We start from the raw sequence: 14,609 nt of genomic DNA, 5'->3' as shown, positions 1-14,609 counted from the left end.
GCAGTTATGACAAATAAGGTCCATTTTTAATCGGATTTAGAATATTTTTATTAGCTTTTGCTCTAGTGTTTCGGGTTATTTTAGCTCAAATTTGGAATCCAACAATGAATGTTTTCAACCAAGTCAGGCAAGTAATGCTGAAAGGATACCTATCATTTTCGGTTCTGTAAAAGTGGCTGTGTGGAACCCTAGTTAACCTTTAAAACTAACACCGCTTTTTACAAATCGCCACGTGCCAAACATTTCATCGTGTTTTCCCAGTCCCATTACAAGATGGGCAACGAACCGATACAGTTTGTTTTGTACGATACGAGCGGCCTGGAATAAATTTAGGTTCTCTGCTTGGACCTCCGTGTAAGCCCGTATATACTGTTTTATACACGAACCGATCAGGTTCCTTTACCCATTTATACTCAGTCCGGGAGATTTGGTCCGTTCCACCACATTCCGGACAGTTCTTGAAGCTATTCTCAGATCCCATGAGTGAAAGATATTCAACCCATATATTATATTTTTATTCCTGGATAATTTTCTTTCTTTTTCTTACTCTTAAAGGTACAATCGATTCTGCCTTTACTTCTTCTTTAATAAAAGCATGAGTTTTTCCAGAATTGCACCCTTATCCATTACATAACATTCAGATTTTCTTAACTAATTGATGGTCTTATCAGAACTTTTGCATGTTTGACATTATGATCTGTTTTTTGACTGATTTCCTATCCTAATATAATTTTCTTATCTGTATCTACTGCTGTTGAAGTTTTCAGGAAGCTCCTTCGGAGCTTCCCTGTTCTTCGAAAATAATAATGACCCGCATAAGAACTTGTAAATCTGGTTGCTGTAAATCTAGTTGCATCAATTGCTATGATAGAGACATTTTCTCCATTAATTTAAGCTGAATATTTTAATTATAAATTCCCCCGTGCATATAATTACACTTCATCCAGGTATCTCTGCAGCTTATCCGCAAGTTTGCCAATATGAATGCCATCAACAAATGCATGATGAACCTGGACTGCAAGCGGCATCATAAATTTGCCTTCTTTTTCGTGATATTTTCCCCAATCAAATATGAGCTGCGCTTTTTCCCTATTTCCGAAATCCGTGTGTGAGATATGCGTAAATGTTATCCACTTACCGTTTCCTTAACCAGTTTTTCTTGGGAACTCTCTGGATGACCTGTAAGAGATCGGAGCCTTAGCCGAAGATACCGAAAGAAAAAGAAAAACTCTCTATGAGCCTTCGTCAGTATCTGAGATTTTTCCCTGGAAAATAATTTTAAACTAGCTCATAGTTATTTACTAACCAATAGTTATTTACTAACCAATAGTTATTTAATCACCAATAGTAATGATATACCTTAGAGTTACACAATTGCTGGAGTAAATGAAATGAAAATGGAATCTGTGAAATTAGTTTATTTTTCACCTACCGGAACAACAAAAGCGGTTGTTCAGGGCATTGCGCACGGTATTAATCCAGGCACTATGGAGTTAATTGATATTACCGGACCGGATGCAAGAAAACAACCATTGCAGACATCGGAAAATGAATTGCTTGTAGTTGGAGTTCCCGTTTATATGGGGAGAGTGCCGGCATTATTAATTGAATGGCTGAATGCAATTCAAGCTCATAATACACCGACGGTTTGTGTTGCGGTTTATGGCAATAGGGCATATGAAGATGCATTACTCGAACTAAGAAATATTGTAAAGGAATGTGGGTGTATTCCAATTGCCTGTGCAGCATATATCGGGGAACACTCATTCTCAAATTCCGAGACACCAACAGCACAGGGACGTCCCGATGAAGATGATTTGCGCCATGCAGAAGCATTTGGACAGAAAATACGTGAAAAACTGCAATCCGTTTTATCAATCTCTCAGGTTTCTGATGTGCATGTGCCTGGCACTTATCCTTATGGAGGAGTTACAAAATTGTGGATTGTTGATTTTATCGCAGTCAGTGATGAGTGTTCACAATGCGGAACCTGTGCAGAGGTGTGTCCTGTTGGTGCTGTTGATGCAGAAAATTCCCGTTTGATTGATATCGAAAAATGCATTACCTGCTGTGCGTGTATCAAAAACTGTCCGCAAAGTGCCAGATCGATGAAACCCGGGATGGTTAAAGACGCATCAGTGCGTCTCCATACGCTCTACAGCCAGCGAAAGGAGCCTGAATGTTTTATCTGATGAATATATCCCGAATATGCCCCGGTTGGTAAAAGCGGAAAATTGGAATACATTCAGTCCTTGAATCTTATAACTAACAGTCATAATATAAATATTAGTTTATAAATATTGATCAGGTGGAGTGGAACTATGGGAATCGCCGATAGAAGACAACGAGAAAAGGAACAGCGAAAGACCGAGATCATCGAGGCAGCCGAACGTCTCTTTTTTTCTCGAAGTTATGAAGATGTTTCCATGGAAGACATCGCCTGCGAGGTCGAACTGAATAAGGCTACTATTTATCTGTATTTTAAAAATAAGGAGACACTTTTCGCAGCCATTGTACTTCGTGGTGTCCGTATCCTTAAAGAAAAATACATGGAATGCATGGAAAAAGAGTTGCCGGGTATTGTCAAGGTAGCCCTGATGGGCCAGGCTTATTACCAGTTTTCACAGGAATACCCCGATTATCTTCGAATGATCCATTTTTACGGTTCTGAGCGTTTTTCCAGAGAAAACCCGTGTACCGCAGAGATCGGAAAGGGATACGGTACCTGCCGTCTGATGCTGCGGGATGCGATTCAGGAAGGTATCGATGACGGTACAATCCGGGCCGATCTCGATCCGTTCCTGACCTCGATGTACCTTATGATTTCCTTCATGGGTATTCTATCAATAGAAAATAAATGGAAACTGGTGATCGAGGCGGAGGGATTCAGCTACGAGCGGTTTGCCAGTGAGTTTTTCCGGTTCATCACTCCTGCTATCTCTTCCGATGAGAAATCGCACAAAATGGATGTCAAAGATTTCGCATCATTTGGATTCTTTTTAACCGAGCCTGTGGCACCTGAGAAGAAAAAGAGAAAAAAATCTTAAATTTTTTAGAGTTTTGAGGTTGAATTTTCTCACCTCTGTTGCATTTTACATTCTTGCTTCCCGCCTGCTCCATACGAGACAGGCGAGTTCAGCCCGAGATCATAAAAGTATACCAATAAAATTATCCGGAGGTGTAGCGGTTCTCTCTGCAAATGCCTCCGAAACAAAAAAGAAAGAAGAATAGAAGAAGGTCATAGAAGGATGAATAAAACTCTGAATCAAATACGAATCCGTCTTAAACTTCCATCCCTTCTTCTTTGAGGTAATGGTCAATCAGTTTCCTCGAAATGCTGATCTTTCCGGGCAGAGCAGGCAGCTCTTCTACCGAAAACCATTTTGCATCCTCAATTTCAAACCCGTCAGGCCGAATGTCCCCGGAATCATATTCTGCGGTAAAGCCGATCATGAGGGAATTCGGAAAAGGCCATGCCTGCGTTCCGAAGTAAGTTATGTTTTTTACTTTGAGCCCGACTTCTTCCCAGACTTCTCTGGCAACAGCTTCCTCAGCCGTTTCTCCGGGCTCTACAAAGCCGGCTATCAGGCTGTACACGCAGGGTGGGAAATTCGGGGACCTTGCAAGCAAAACTTCATGCCCCTTCCTGATAAGCACGATTATAGCAGGCGAGATCCGGGGATAGAAAAGTTCTCCGCATTCGGGGCATTCTTTTCCCCTCTCTCCGGGCTTCTGCAGGGTCTTTGTTCCGCACCTGCTGCAGAACTGATTTGTCCTGTCCCACTCCATTACCTGCACTGCCTTATTTACAAGCTCAAAGCACTCTTCACTGATCTCCGAATGTGCTTTTCTGAGGTCGAGGAACTCCATTCCCTCCGGAGCTTGCGTATCTGCAGGCAGCTCCACAGAGTAGCAGTGTATCCCCTCAAGAGTGCCTAGGTATTGTTCCCTTACAGCAGGAAACCCGAGTTCCCCGAAGTCCAGAAGCTTTGGAATAGCGCAGGGATTTTTCCTGACTTTGATAAGAATATCACGCCCCCGGAAAATGAACCAGAGAGCCTTTTCGGTCCTCCCGGCTGGCGGTTCTATGCCTACGATGAATTTCGGGTGATTGGGATTTTCCCTGTTTGTGAGGCTCATAATGCTCATACTATTGGATTTTGTTCTATATATGATTAGAGTAGCGTACGGTCTGAATTTCCCTGGTTAAAAAATATATTCACTATACAGGATCGTTCTTCCCTCATTCATATAATTTCTTTTAGCAGGGTGCCAGCAAGTCCGCGGGGGGCATTCCGAAATTTAAGGATAAAAATAGCTTACCGGATCAAAGGAAGGTTACTTAAGTTTTCCTCTGACCACCATCAATTCCTCAAATGAAATCTTTTTCGTTAGAACAACATCGACCTCAAATCCCGGTTTCTCCATCTTTTCCTTCACCGCTTCCAGTCCGGTAATTGAAGAAATCAGCACCAGAATTTTTCCTCCGGGTTTCAAGTAGTTTCTGACCTCGTCCAAAAACCGGTCAAGGGTTTCCCGCCCGCTGACCCCGCCATCAAAAGCATAATTCAGCCAGCCAGGGACTTTCTCTTCTTCGGATGTGGGTAGGTAGGGCGGGTTGAAGAGGATCAGGTCAAAAGAGGCTTCCCGGCTTCCCGGTTTCAGGCCCCTGAAAAGGTCGGTGCGGATTACCTCAACCCCGTTTGCTTTTGCACAGCTGGCGGCATGCGGGTTGATCTCGGTTGCAAGCACGCGAATGCCCTTAACATTTGTCCTGAGCACGGCTGATACAAAACCCGAGCCTGCCCCGATTTCAAGGACGTTCATGCCTGGTTTTGCCTCTTCAAGGGCGGCGTCGGCAAGCAGGAAGGAGTCTTCTGCAGGCTCGTAGACAAGGTCTGAGGCTCCGAGTTTTACCCGGGTGTTTTTGTACTCTATTTCAACCATGGCTTATCGGGATTTGAGGTCAAAAATCAGGTTTGCAACACTGGCAAGCTCTTCAGGAGTAAGGTTTTCAGCCCTTTTGTTCATGAAGTCATCCGGGAGCTGGTTTACGACCTCTTTGATGTCCGGAATTTTGAGCATGCTGTTTGTGTTCAGGATCGAATTTCTCAGCTTTTTTCGGCGCTGGCTGAAAACTGCAGCCACAAATTCAAGGAAGAAGGCTTCGTCCCGGACCTCGAATGGAGCAGGGCGGGGAACCAGCTTGACCACTGCAGAGTCAACTTCAGGGGCTGGCTGAAAAGCGCCTTTGGGGACTTTCATGAGGATGGAAGCATCGGCAAAGTAGTAGGTATCAACCGTCAGGCGGGAGTAGTCCTTACGCCCCGGAGGAGAGACCATGCGGGCTGCAAATTCGTACTGGTACATAAGGATTCCGAGCTTGAATTTGTGGTGCAGGAGCTTGAAGGTGATTTCCGAGGAGATGGAATAGGGGAGGTTTGAAACAACCTTGTCAAACTCGGGAAACTTGACTTTCAGGGCGTCACCTGCGATAATCTCCACATTTTCGACTTTACCGAAACGGTCGTGGAGGACTGAAACAAGGGCAGGATCGAGCTCGACTGCAATTACCTTTTTTGCCCGCCTTGCAAGTCTTTCGGTAAGGTTTCCAATTCCTGCACCGATTTCAAGAACCGTATCCTGCGGACTCAGCTCAGCAGCAGCAACTATCCGGTCCAGATAACCGATATCAATAAGGAAGTGCTGGTCAAAGGTGCCTCCTTTTATATTGTACTTTTTAAGAATAGAACGAACCAGGGCTGAAACCTCCTGAGTGGATTAAGTGCTTTTAATAGATAACATTTGGATAAATTCTTAAAATACTTGATAAATTCCCAAAATCTTGATAAATTCCCAAAATCTTGATAAATTCCCAAAATCTTGATAAATTTCTCAAAATGCTTAGATGAATTCCCAAAATACTTCAATAGCCCCCCAGAATACTTGGATAAATTCTCAAAAGCTAAACCTTCAGAAGTCAGATAGCCGGAAATAGGATTGAAAAAAAGAAAGGAAAAGGTTCACCGATCGCTCGGGGCCTGGCGGCGAGGGGGAGTGGTGAACAGCCTGTACTTGATGAAATCGTCCTTGAGTTCTTCTTCGATCCTGTGGGCAATGACTTTCGCAGGGTCATGAAGGCTCGGGATTCTCTCGCGGATATCCTGAAAGCTCTTGAAGTCCCCTTTCTTGCGTTCATCAATGATAGACCACATGAGTTTTTTCCCGATACCGGGAAGAAGTTCAAGCATATGCAGCCGGGTTGTGATGGAATGGGCATCGTTGAAAAACTTTACGAACCGCTCTTCTTTGTGCCTCACGACGGCTTCAAGGATGAAGGGCAATTCGAGGTTTGCTCCGGTAGTCAGGTCGGTATACCCTATCCTCTGCTTTACATGGTCTATTTTATCCCTGTCTCCGGGCCCGATATAGACTCTTGACTGGATATCAGGAATTACGCCGGCTTTTGGGACCAGTTCCATAAGAGTGAACTTTTTATCCCCTACAGCCTGCACGAGAGGCTTTTTCTGGTACGCTGACGTGCCATCAACGGATTTTCCATAGGGAAGATAATCGAGCACCCATACATATTCCTCCCTGTCCTGTGAACCCTCCATGCCTTTTCCGGATGAGCGCGGAGCTCTTTCTGACTGCCTTTCAGATTGTGATTTGCCTGTCGGCCGCCTGCCGCCAGAAGAAGGTCTTTCGGCAGATGATCTGCCAGTGTACGGTCTACCTGATTGCGACTTATCTACTTTCATCAGCACCCATCCTTAGATAATTATGAAACCCCATTGAGATCTGGCATTGTCCAGGGTATGCCATATCCGAGTATTGTCAGCCTTGATATACACAGCTTCTTTCACTCTGACCCGGTTCAGGCTCTTTCCCTACTACCGGACCTTTTGAACTATTCCCCGAACACCAGTTTCCATGAACTAAAGGTCGACCTGTATATCAGTATTCTCAGGTTCGGAATTTGGAGAACCATAGAATCCTCTGCACTAAATTCTTCAGGTCAGGGTTTTCCTTGATACTTTAAAGTACTCTAACCATATTTAGGGTACTTCCCTCATAAATAACAAGATAAACTACTATATAGCTTATCCTCTTTACTTTTTAATTATTCCATAGATGCAAATACACAGTTACTTTTTAATTATTCCATAGCTGCAAATACATAGTCAAGAATTTGATCCAGCTCTTCATTGCTCAGAGTATACTTTTCCTTCGCATAAATAGACCTGAGTTCGTCTCTGGATTGAGGCAAAATATCAGCTATCCGGATAGCAATAATAGGTTTCATTTTTTCAAGTTCAAGTAACTTATTCACGAGTTCTCTTGACTTTTCTCCACTGATTTTAGAGAACTGGTCTGCATGATGCAGGGCCTTTCTAAAGCTGTATGCTACCTCAAGCCCCTGCTCTCTGCGCTCTTCTGCGATCCTGGAAAGTATATCCTTGACCTCGGCCAATGTCAATAACTCTTCGTTGAGGACTTCCTTAACTATCATTGGAATACACTCTTTTAACTTAAAAATTTCAGGTAGTTTTGCTTCCTCTAGAACAACCTGTACTTGATATTTATTTGTGAACCCCTAATTTCTGCTGCAAGCAGTTTCTGCCTTTCAGTACCCGGCATGCGCCCGATAAGCCGGAACTGTTTTGAATAACGCTATCCTGAGCTATCTCAGCTATATGTTTTACAAATGATATATAATTATAGATGTTCCTTTACCGGGATAGAGACTGATTAAGAGACTAATTTTTAAAAAGCAGTTATTCCAGATCCCCCATAAGCGTGCCCTTTTAGCAGGTTTTTAAGGGACTTTATTTCGGTTGCATCAAACCTTAAACGGCGTTACACAGGTTGCTATTTGCCGGAATTTCCGGCAGGGTTTCAAACCTCCGGTCGGAAGCCTGAATACCTTAAATTTCGGAAGAAAAGGGAGATTAGGTTGTAAAACCTAACTGCCCAGAATCAGTACTTCTGCGGCTTCAGGTGCTGCGGAAGGGAAAAGACTTCCTTCATTGCGTTTCCGCTGCGGACTTCCAGCACATATGAGCGACCGCGCTGCCCGATAACCTTTCCGGTAGAGCCCTGGAACTTTGGATTTGGCATACCTTTCTGGACGCTCGGGTCAATGTCAATGTGGACCCTCTGTCCTTCTTCGAATTCCTGAATTGCCCTGCTTACAGGGGAAATTCCTCTTTCACGAACCGTCTTCTGTAATTTATACCTTGTACAGCGTTTTTCACCGTGGGAATTTGTCATCGCATGTTCCTCCGTTAGAATGCTCGATTAGTTTCTCTCTAATAAAGTTTCTCTTCAATAATTGATTTTCCTCTAAATAAGATGGATATTATTTAAATGAACCGTTCATTAAGCCACTCATTCCCTGTGGCTCGATCGGCTAATGAAACTGATTCAGATTGAAATCCAGATTGATTTAGATTGGATCGATTTGGTTTATTCAAAGTAGATTCAGATATTTGAGGCTTAAATTTCGACGTTAACCACATCGAGATCTTCCACAAGCGCCTGAACTCCTAAAAGCCCTGTAAGGCTCGGATTTGTCCTGCCTTCGTCCCCGGAAATCAGTTCCTTGACATAAAGCCCGCCTTCACAGTTTACAGTTATGCAGGCATACCCGTCATCTGTCAGCCTGTCAAGCGTGATGCTGTGCACGTACCTTTTCCGGACAAGATCTGCCCGCCTGTGGACCACACGCTTTGGAGTCTGCTGGGCAATCTCCTTGCCGTTCAAAGCCTCGAGGCAGGATTTAAGCTTTTCCTCTGAAACAGGCTCTTTAAATGTAACTTTAAGCTTATAAGTTTTATCCGCCTTGGAGCTTTTGAGGGTCTCAATCATGCCTTTTTCGACAAAACGAAGGTCCTTTACCTCAACTTTTCCTGCGGCATTTTCGTTAATTCGGACAGCAAGGGCTTCAAGGTCAGCGCTGCGCCTTACAGGAGACTTTGCTTCCACCACAAAAGGTCTGCCGCTTCCGAGCATCAGGGCATCTATATCCTCCCTGCCCGAGCCGTGAAAAGCCGTATCGATAGCCTCGAATACTTCGACCACAGGCCCTTTGATAAGCTCGTCTACGGACTCCTGATACTGTTTGCCGGTAAACCCACAGCTTTCACAGCCTCTGCCCTTACATTTCCTGCAGGGCCAGCGTGTCTGAGGGATCCCGCGGACTTTTTTGAGGTAGCGCCCGTAAACATAAACCGAACGGACCTGGAGCTCGAATTTGTTTGTTGCAAGGTCGAGGGTGATCACGATATCCGGGTTTTCAAAGTCCACTTCCTTTTCAACCTTTTCTGCAATCCGTTTGCCTACTTCCCGGTTAAGCTCGGTTTTCAACTGCTCGGCATAGGCAGTCCCTGCCTCAGCCCAGAGCATCTCTTCGTTTTCACTCAAAAGCCCGCTGACCTTCGTACCCACAAGGAAGGTGGAGTACTCAAGCCCTTCGAGAGCCTTTGCAGCCTCAGATGCCCAGTCGTCCAGTTTTTTGAACTGGTCCAGACAGACCCAACACTGCTCGTCTTCGCCCTCGATCCTGAGGGTTTTCCTTGCAAGGGCACTGCAGGGGACAAGTTCCTTTAAGAGGGAGTCATCATTTTCACTTTTGTAAATGCGGTCCCCTTCAAGGGCAAGGGCGAGTTTCATTGCCTTCCCGCGCTCTCTATTGCTGAGACCTGTAGATAATTTTGCAAACTGACGGCCCAGGCAGTGGTCACAGACAGGGCCTTCATGCAGAATCTTTTTTGAAATTTCAAGTACATCCATTTGGTTTCACTTTCTCTAAGCTCTTTGTTCGGGGAATAGACCTGGGAGTGGATAATTGAGATTAATTAAGAGTAATTGAGGGTTGAGATTGAAAGATAAGTTGAAAGCTGATATTGAGAGATGGCGTAGATATATTATGTTGACAGATTAGATAGATTGGTAGATCGGATTTGGATGATATTGACAGATTAAGTAGTATGGGCGGACAAGACTGAAAGATTACATTGAGGAGGATGCGCAAATTGAAGGAGTGTGCCCAAAAAGGAGCATCCAGAGAAGTTTCTAATCCGGATAAGTTTTTAATCCTGACAAGTTTCTTATCCTGATACAGGGAAGTGGGATATAACTTTTTGGATTAAAATCTGGAAAAAACGCAGCTCATTCTTCAGCCCTTAATTTTTCCCCTCCCGGAATTTCCCCTCTTTCCGCTTCGGCTCTGTCAAGTTCATTATGAATAAGGGTTATGCAGTGGTTGGAGTGAAGGGAAATGGGCCCGACCGAGATAATTTTTGCTCCGGCTTCAAGGAGTTGTTTTTCCTCTTCTTCCGTAACGCCTGTATGGTCGCCCAGGATAAAGACAGGGTCCCGGATTTCCCTGGCAAGCTCCCGGATATCCTCGCCGTCTTCTCGGAGGTAGAGGAGGGTTCTGCCTTCAAAGGAAGCCAGCAGGGTATTTAAGTCTCCATTCCGGATCCAGACTCCCGGAGTAGACCGGATGTCTTTTTCGGTTACGGTTTTCTGAAGGGCTTTCTGGATCAACGACCCGCTGCTTCTTTCGTCCGGGTTCAGATACCTCAGGTGGAGGCCTTCAAACCGGATAATTTTTCCGGGCTCAGGCTCTCCCAGAAGGAGCAGGTGCACGTTTACATCCCTGCGCATTCCGAAAGAGAGAAAAAGGGCAGAACTTACGCAGCGGCAGAGTATATCCATTCTTCCTGCAGACCCCGGAAGGTCGTTTAAAGAAAAATCGCCGCTCGTCTTTGCTTTATGCCCTATGATAACGATATCACGCATGCGGCAGTATATTACGTAAGGGATATAAAAGATGTATGCATGTTCACAGAAAAACACATAACGTAAAGTGTAAAAGAGATTGTATATAAGAATTCAAACCAGAATTAAAAATTCATAATTAGCCGACAAGAGAATTAAAAATCATAAATGACCGACAAGAGAATCAAAAATCATTAAGGATGGGATACGAATGAAGATACTCGCGATTTCCGACCCACATGGGGACTACTCGAAGATGAAAAAGATCATAGAAAAAGCCGGAGACTTCGACCTTGCCGTGGTCGTCGGAGACATTACCAATTTCGGGCCCGATGAGAAGGTAGACGAGCTGGCTGAGATGTTTGACAAGCCCGTGCTTGCAATTCCCGGGAACTGCGACCAGAGGACCATCCTCAAAGCCCTTGAAAATTCGAAAGCCGTAAACCTTCATGGAAAAGCCGAACAGATTGGTAAAATCCGGTTTATCGGGCTTGGAGGTTCAAACCCCACTCCTTTTAACACCCCCTTTGAGCTTTCCGAAGAAGAAATCGAAAAAGCCCTTGAAGGGATGGTCTGCTCTGCCGAAAACTCAGGAGAATGCGGGACAATAGTACTCCTGACCCATGCTCCTCCTCACGGAGCAAGGGACGAACTGCCTTTCGGGCATGTGGGCAGTAAAGCCATCCAGAAATTTCTGGGCAGGGTTGACCTGATCGTCTGCGGGCACATCCATGAAGCAAAAGGCAGTGAAAAAGTCGGGAAAACCATTGTTGTAAATCCTGGGGAAGCCTGCAAAGGGTCCTGTGCCCTTATAAGTATTGAAGAGGCAGGAAACAAACCCATTGAGGTTGAATTCGTGGAAGTCTGAAACAGATTCTTACCAGATTTTAATCTGCAAGATCGCAAATAATCAGGCTTAAAGGAGCCAGATATAAGTTAGGCAGACTTAAATCAATAGTATCTCAATCAAGCATGTCCGGTCAGGTTTTCAGAGGCATCGGGATAAGTTATTAGATATTTCCATGTGCTCTGAACCTTTTTCTCTTTGAGGAGTATATTCATTAGCAAGAACATCCTTACTATATAATTATATTTTGTTTTACATCATTTCAGATCAGATCTCCAGTATAAATAGAGTCAACGGATATCAAACAGGATATCAAACAGGATATCAAACGGGAAAATTATAGAACTCACTTTAACGACATTATTTTATCGCGTATGGAATGTGCAGCTAAAAAAAGACAAGAGGTTGAGCTACGGACGTAATTAGCGAGTTCGGTTTCGATCCGGTTTTCGTGGAATTCCTGACAAAACTTGCCATTGCCTTTTTGATAGGAATCATGGTAGGTGTGGAAAGGGAACACAGAGGCCTCGAACACGAGATTTTTGCAGGGGTCAGGAGTTACAGCATAACCTGCATAACAGGCATGCTGGTTGCTCTTGCAAGCGAATCGGCAGGTCCCGGTTTCGTTTACGTAGCCACGCTTTTCTTTGCAGTCATCTGTTCGATAATTACCTATTCCAAAATATTTCTCTACAGGCGGATAGGGGTTACAAGTCCTATTACCCTCTTCTTTATTTTCGTGATGGGAGTCCTTGTTGGCTATGACTACGGCATGTTTGCTATTGTCTCTTCAATAGTCGTAGCTTTCCTCCTGATCCAGAAGCAGCCTCTCCACCAGTTTGCAGGAAGCCTGACAAAAGAAGAACTGTATAATGCCGTACAGTTTCTGGCTGTCGCTTTCATACTTTATCCGGTAATGCCGGAAAAACAATTTTTCGGACTTGTAAACCTCAGGTCTGCAATTCTGATTGTAATTCTTGTTTCCCTTATCAGTTTTTTAAGTTATATCCTCCTGAGAAAATTCGGGGCAAAACGCGGCCTATGCTATTCGGGCTTTCTCGGGGGCTTTATAAACAGTGAAGCTACCACAGGAGCCCTCGCAGGGCTTTCAAAAAGGGCAGAAGCGATGGCCGATCCGGTCCTTACAGGCATTCTGCTCTGCAATATTTCCATGCTCATTCGGAACCTTATACTGGCCTTTATAGTTGACCCGACTGGAAAGACAACCCTGCTCATGCTCCCCCCCCAGCTTGTACTTATCGCTGTTTCCATAGCAATAGTCTTCAGGCACAGTAAGAAATTCTGCCCGACAGACGGAGGCGAGCTTAAGATCCAGTCTCCCTTCTCACTCGGTCAGGCATTTAAATTCGGTATTGCTTTTACCCTTATTCTTATCATAGGAAACTATGCCTATGACTTTGCAGGGACTCCAGGGATATACATAACCGCTCTCGGAGCTCTTGTCAGCAGCTCAGGAGTGATAGTCTCCGTAACTCTCCTCGCCGTTGGCGGAAATATCTCCTACGAAGTCGCAGCAAACACTGCAGTGCTCGCAAGCCTTGTAAGTACCGTAAATAAAATTTTGCTTTCAAGGATTTCAGGTTCTGAAAGCCTTTTTCTCCTTACCAGAAAAGCATTCGGAATTATTGCATTAACCGGAATCATTGCTCTGCTTTTATGGAACATCCGGTAAAATGAAGCAAAAGAGAGAGTAATGGATATTCAGGCGAATCAGTATCGGGCAGATTTTTACCTCTTTTCAAAATAAAGGATATTGAGTAATAGAATATAAAGTGCGGAATATATAATGGGAACGGACATCGATCCGTCAGCATAATAAATTTGAAGGATAGATGGCAGCTAATAAAAGTTTTAAACTCAGGATACTGGCAGTTTTTGTTATTGTCCTGCTTGTGGGCTTGACAACTGTGGCCCTATCTCAAGGGAAGACTACCGAAACCAAAGAGACGGACCAGAGCAGAGTCACTGAAGAAAATAAATATGAATCTCAGATGCATAATATTATCCTGATCAATAACGCTTTCAGTCCTGAAACAACAGAAATAGACCAGTGATACAGTTATATGGCGCAACCTGAACAAGCCAGAAAGAACTTTTGTCCTTGTAAGCGAAGACAAGCTCTGGGAAGATTTTTCCCTTGGTTATGGCCGAACTTTTGAGTATATATTTAAATAAACCGGAACCTTTGCCTTCAGCATTAAAGGGGAAAAAGACCTGAAAGGCACAGTTGTGGTTGGGGAATCCAGGGAAACTGCAGGAGCTTCACTCCCGGAAAAGGAAACTCGTCAGATACATGAGGGGGGGGGAACTGAACCAGAAGAGAAAGAAGAGGTAACTCCCGCCCCGACCGAGGAAATGACTCCCACGCCGAGAACAGAACAAACATAGAGTGCCGAAAACTCGGTATTGATACGCGGATCTGTCTTTTACCCGGAGACTCTTAAGTTTAACAAAGGAGAAACTCTGGTCTTGAAAAACCTTAACAGGCCTAAACAAACATTCGCGCTGGTAAGTGAAGAGGGACTTTTCGAGGACCAGATCATGGGTTATGGAAGAAGCTTCTCATATACCTTTGACAAAGCCGGAGACTACACTTTTAAGCTGGAGGAGATTCCTAATACCGAACTCACGATAGTAGTAAAATATCTGCTAAACTGAAGTTAGTTCAGGAAAGAATGGGGATCTGCTTTTCCAGAGGGGAACCATTTTTAGAAAATTTTACTTTTTCATATCAACCTGGAAAAATATATCTTACGGTATTGTGCGGGTTGTTTGAGTAATAAAGAATTTTGTAAGGTGAAAACTGTTTTATTCCACCCGGAATTGTAACCGAAGAAGTTTAAAATATCTATATATGCAAGCAAGGCACTTAAGTTCATTAAGAATTTTGCCTTGAAAACGGATAAATAAAAAGAAAGGTACAAAAATATATTTATATGTACCTGAACGTACA

At 44.1% G+C, this 14,609-nt stretch carries 16 protein-coding genes; 7 read left to right on the top strand and 9 right to left on the bottom strand.

What is annotated here, in order from left to right; translation table 11 throughout:
• Positions 1-932: 932 nt before the first annotated feature.
• Entirely contained in the window at positions 933-1,073 is a 141-nt protein-coding gene (locus ACSAZL_RS08655) for a CatA-like O-acetyltransferase (protein WP_440948816.1), read from the bottom strand.
• A gap of 318 nt (positions 1,074-1,391) precedes the next feature.
• Between ACSAZL_RS08655 and ACSAZL_RS08650 the strand changes: the two genes are divergently transcribed.
• Positions 1,392-2,192: an EFR1 family ferrodoxin gene (locus ACSAZL_RS08650; RefSeq protein WP_440948283.1), complete on the top strand. Its 801-nt coding sequence runs from the start codon at positions 1,392-1,394 to the stop codon at positions 2,190-2,192.
• Positions 2,193-2,321: 129 nt separating this feature from the next.
• The gene (locus ACSAZL_RS08645) at positions 2,322-3,047 is read left to right on the top strand and encodes a TetR/AcrR family transcriptional regulator (RefSeq protein WP_440948282.1); all 726 of its coding nucleotides are present in this window, start codon (positions 2,322-2,324) and stop codon (positions 3,045-3,047) included.
• A gap of 235 nt (positions 3,048-3,282) precedes the next feature.
• On the opposite strand, the gene nudC is transcribed toward ACSAZL_RS08645, so the two are convergent.
• The 8 genes from nudC to trmY all read right to left on the bottom strand — a co-directional run bounded on the left by nudC (position 3,283) and on the right by trmY (position 10,809).
• Positions 3,283-4,149: an NAD(+) diphosphatase gene (gene nudC / locus ACSAZL_RS08640; RefSeq protein WP_440948281.1), complete on the bottom strand. Its 867-nt coding sequence runs from the start codon at positions 4,147-4,149 to the stop codon at positions 3,283-3,285.
• A 189-nt stretch (positions 4,150-4,338) separates the two neighbouring features.
• Complete coding sequence (locus ACSAZL_RS08635) at positions 4,339-4,947, bottom strand: HemK2/MTQ2 family protein methyltransferase (protein WP_440948280.1); 609 nt, start codon at positions 4,945-4,947, stop codon at positions 4,339-4,341.
• A 3-nt stretch (positions 4,948-4,950) separates the two neighbouring features.
• Positions 4,951-5,655 carry a 16S rRNA (adenine(1518)-N(6)/adenine(1519)-N(6))-dimethyltransferase RsmA gene (gene rsmA / locus ACSAZL_RS08630; RefSeq protein ID WP_440948815.1) on the bottom strand — a complete coding sequence of 235 codons (705 nt, stop codon included), beginning with the start codon at positions 5,653-5,655 and terminating at the stop codon, positions 4,951-4,953.
• A gap of 368 nt (positions 5,656-6,023) precedes the next feature.
• Positions 6,024-6,761: a DUF655 domain-containing protein gene (locus ACSAZL_RS08625; protein WP_440948279.1), complete on the bottom strand. Its 738-nt coding sequence runs from the start codon at positions 6,759-6,761 to the stop codon at positions 6,024-6,026.
• 398 nt (positions 6,762-7,159) lie between these two features.
• The gene (locus tag ACSAZL_RS08620) at positions 7,160-7,513 is read right to left on the bottom strand and encodes an RNA polymerase Rpb4 family protein (RefSeq protein WP_440948278.1); all 354 of its coding nucleotides are present in this window, start codon (positions 7,511-7,513) and stop codon (positions 7,160-7,162) included.
• Positions 7,514-7,980: 467 nt separating this feature from the next.
• Positions 7,981-8,274, bottom strand: coding sequence for a 50S ribosomal protein L21e (locus ACSAZL_RS08615; RefSeq protein ID WP_440948277.1), 294 nt, complete (start codon positions 8,272-8,274; stop codon positions 7,981-7,983).
• A gap of 225 nt (positions 8,275-8,499) precedes the next feature.
• Positions 8,500-9,795 carry a tRNA pseudouridine(54/55) synthase Pus10 gene (locus ACSAZL_RS08610; RefSeq protein ID WP_440948276.1) on the bottom strand — a complete coding sequence of 432 codons (1,296 nt, stop codon included), beginning with the start codon at positions 9,793-9,795 and terminating at the stop codon, positions 8,500-8,502.
• Positions 9,796-10,173: 378 nt separating this feature from the next.
• Positions 10,174-10,809, bottom strand: coding sequence for a tRNA (pseudouridine(54)-N(1))-methyltransferase TrmY (gene trmY / locus ACSAZL_RS08605; protein ID WP_440948275.1), 636 nt, complete (start codon positions 10,807-10,809; stop codon positions 10,174-10,176).
• A 190-nt stretch (positions 10,810-10,999) separates the two neighbouring features.
• On the opposite strand from trmY, the gene ACSAZL_RS08600 reads away from it, so the two are divergent.
• The 5 genes from ACSAZL_RS08600 to ACSAZL_RS08580 all read left to right on the top strand — a co-directional run bounded on the left by ACSAZL_RS08600 (position 11,000) and on the right by ACSAZL_RS08580 (position 14,314).
• Complete coding sequence (locus tag ACSAZL_RS08600) at positions 11,000-11,656, top strand: metallophosphoesterase (RefSeq protein ID WP_440948274.1); 657 nt, start codon at positions 11,000-11,002, stop codon at positions 11,654-11,656.
• A gap of 430 nt (positions 11,657-12,086) precedes the next feature.
• On the top strand, positions 12,087-13,328 hold the full coding sequence (locus ACSAZL_RS08595; protein WP_440948273.1) for an MgtC/SapB family protein: 1,242 nt from the start codon (positions 12,087-12,089) through the stop codon (positions 13,326-13,328).
• Between the two features lie 160 nt (positions 13,329-13,488).
• Entirely contained in the window at positions 13,489-13,710 is a 222-nt protein-coding gene (locus ACSAZL_RS08590; RefSeq protein ID WP_440948272.1) for a hypothetical protein, read from the top strand.
• A gap of 175 nt (positions 13,711-13,885) precedes the next feature.
• The gene (locus ACSAZL_RS08585) at positions 13,886-14,044 is read left to right on the top strand and encodes a hypothetical protein (RefSeq protein WP_440948271.1); all 159 of its coding nucleotides are present in this window, start codon (positions 13,886-13,888) and stop codon (positions 14,042-14,044) included.
• An 18-nt stretch (positions 14,045-14,062) separates the two neighbouring features.
• Complete coding sequence (locus tag ACSAZL_RS08580) at positions 14,063-14,314, top strand: hypothetical protein (protein WP_440948270.1); 252 nt, start codon at positions 14,063-14,065, stop codon at positions 14,312-14,314.
• Positions 14,315-14,609: the final 295 nt, after the last annotated feature.

Origin of the sequence: Methanosarcina mangrovi (assembly GCF_052057765.1) — an archaeon.
In the GTDB taxonomy this organism is placed as follows: domain Archaea; phylum Halobacteriota; class Methanosarcinia; order Methanosarcinales; family Methanosarcinaceae; genus Methanosarcina.
The sequence above is the reverse complement of the archived record's forward strand: the minus strand, read 5'-3'. Positions and strand labels throughout refer to the sequence as shown.

Coding starts and splice junctions, on each gene's coding strand:
- ACSAZL_RS08650 (WP_440948283.1), top strand. CDS start 1,392: ATGAAAATGGAATCTGTGAAATTAGTTTATTTTTCACCTACCGGAACA.
- ACSAZL_RS08645 (WP_440948282.1), top strand. CDS start 2,322: ATGGGAATCGCCGATAGAAGACAACGAGAAAAGGAACAGCGAAAGACC.
- nudC (WP_440948281.1), bottom strand. CDS start 4,149: ATGAGCATTATGAGCCTCACAAACAGGGAAAATCCCAATCACCCGAAA.
- ACSAZL_RS08635 (WP_440948280.1), bottom strand. CDS start 4,947: ATGGTTGAAATAGAGTACAAAAACACCCGGGTAAAACTCGGAGCCTCA.
- ACSAZL_RS08625 (WP_440948279.1), bottom strand. CDS start 6,761: ATGAAAGTAGATAAGTCGCAATCAGGTAGACCGTACACTGGCAGATCA.
- ACSAZL_RS08620 (WP_440948278.1), bottom strand. CDS start 7,513: ATGATAGTTAAGGAAGTCCTCAACGAAGAGTTATTGACATTGGCCGAG.
- ACSAZL_RS08615 (WP_440948277.1), bottom strand. CDS start 8,274: ATGACAAATTCCCACGGTGAAAAACGCTGTACAAGGTATAAATTACAG.
- ACSAZL_RS08610 (WP_440948276.1), bottom strand. CDS start 9,795: ATGGATGTACTTGAAATTTCAAAAAAGATTCTGCATGAAGGCCCTGTC.
- trmY (WP_440948275.1), bottom strand. CDS start 10,809: ATGCGTGATATCGTTATCATAGGGCATAAAGCAAAGACGAGCGGCGAT.
- ACSAZL_RS08600 (WP_440948274.1), top strand. CDS start 11,000: ATGAAGATACTCGCGATTTCCGACCCACATGGGGACTACTCGAAGATG.
- ACSAZL_RS08590 (WP_440948272.1), top strand. CDS start 13,489: ATGGCAGCTAATAAAAGTTTTAAACTCAGGATACTGGCAGTTTTTGTT.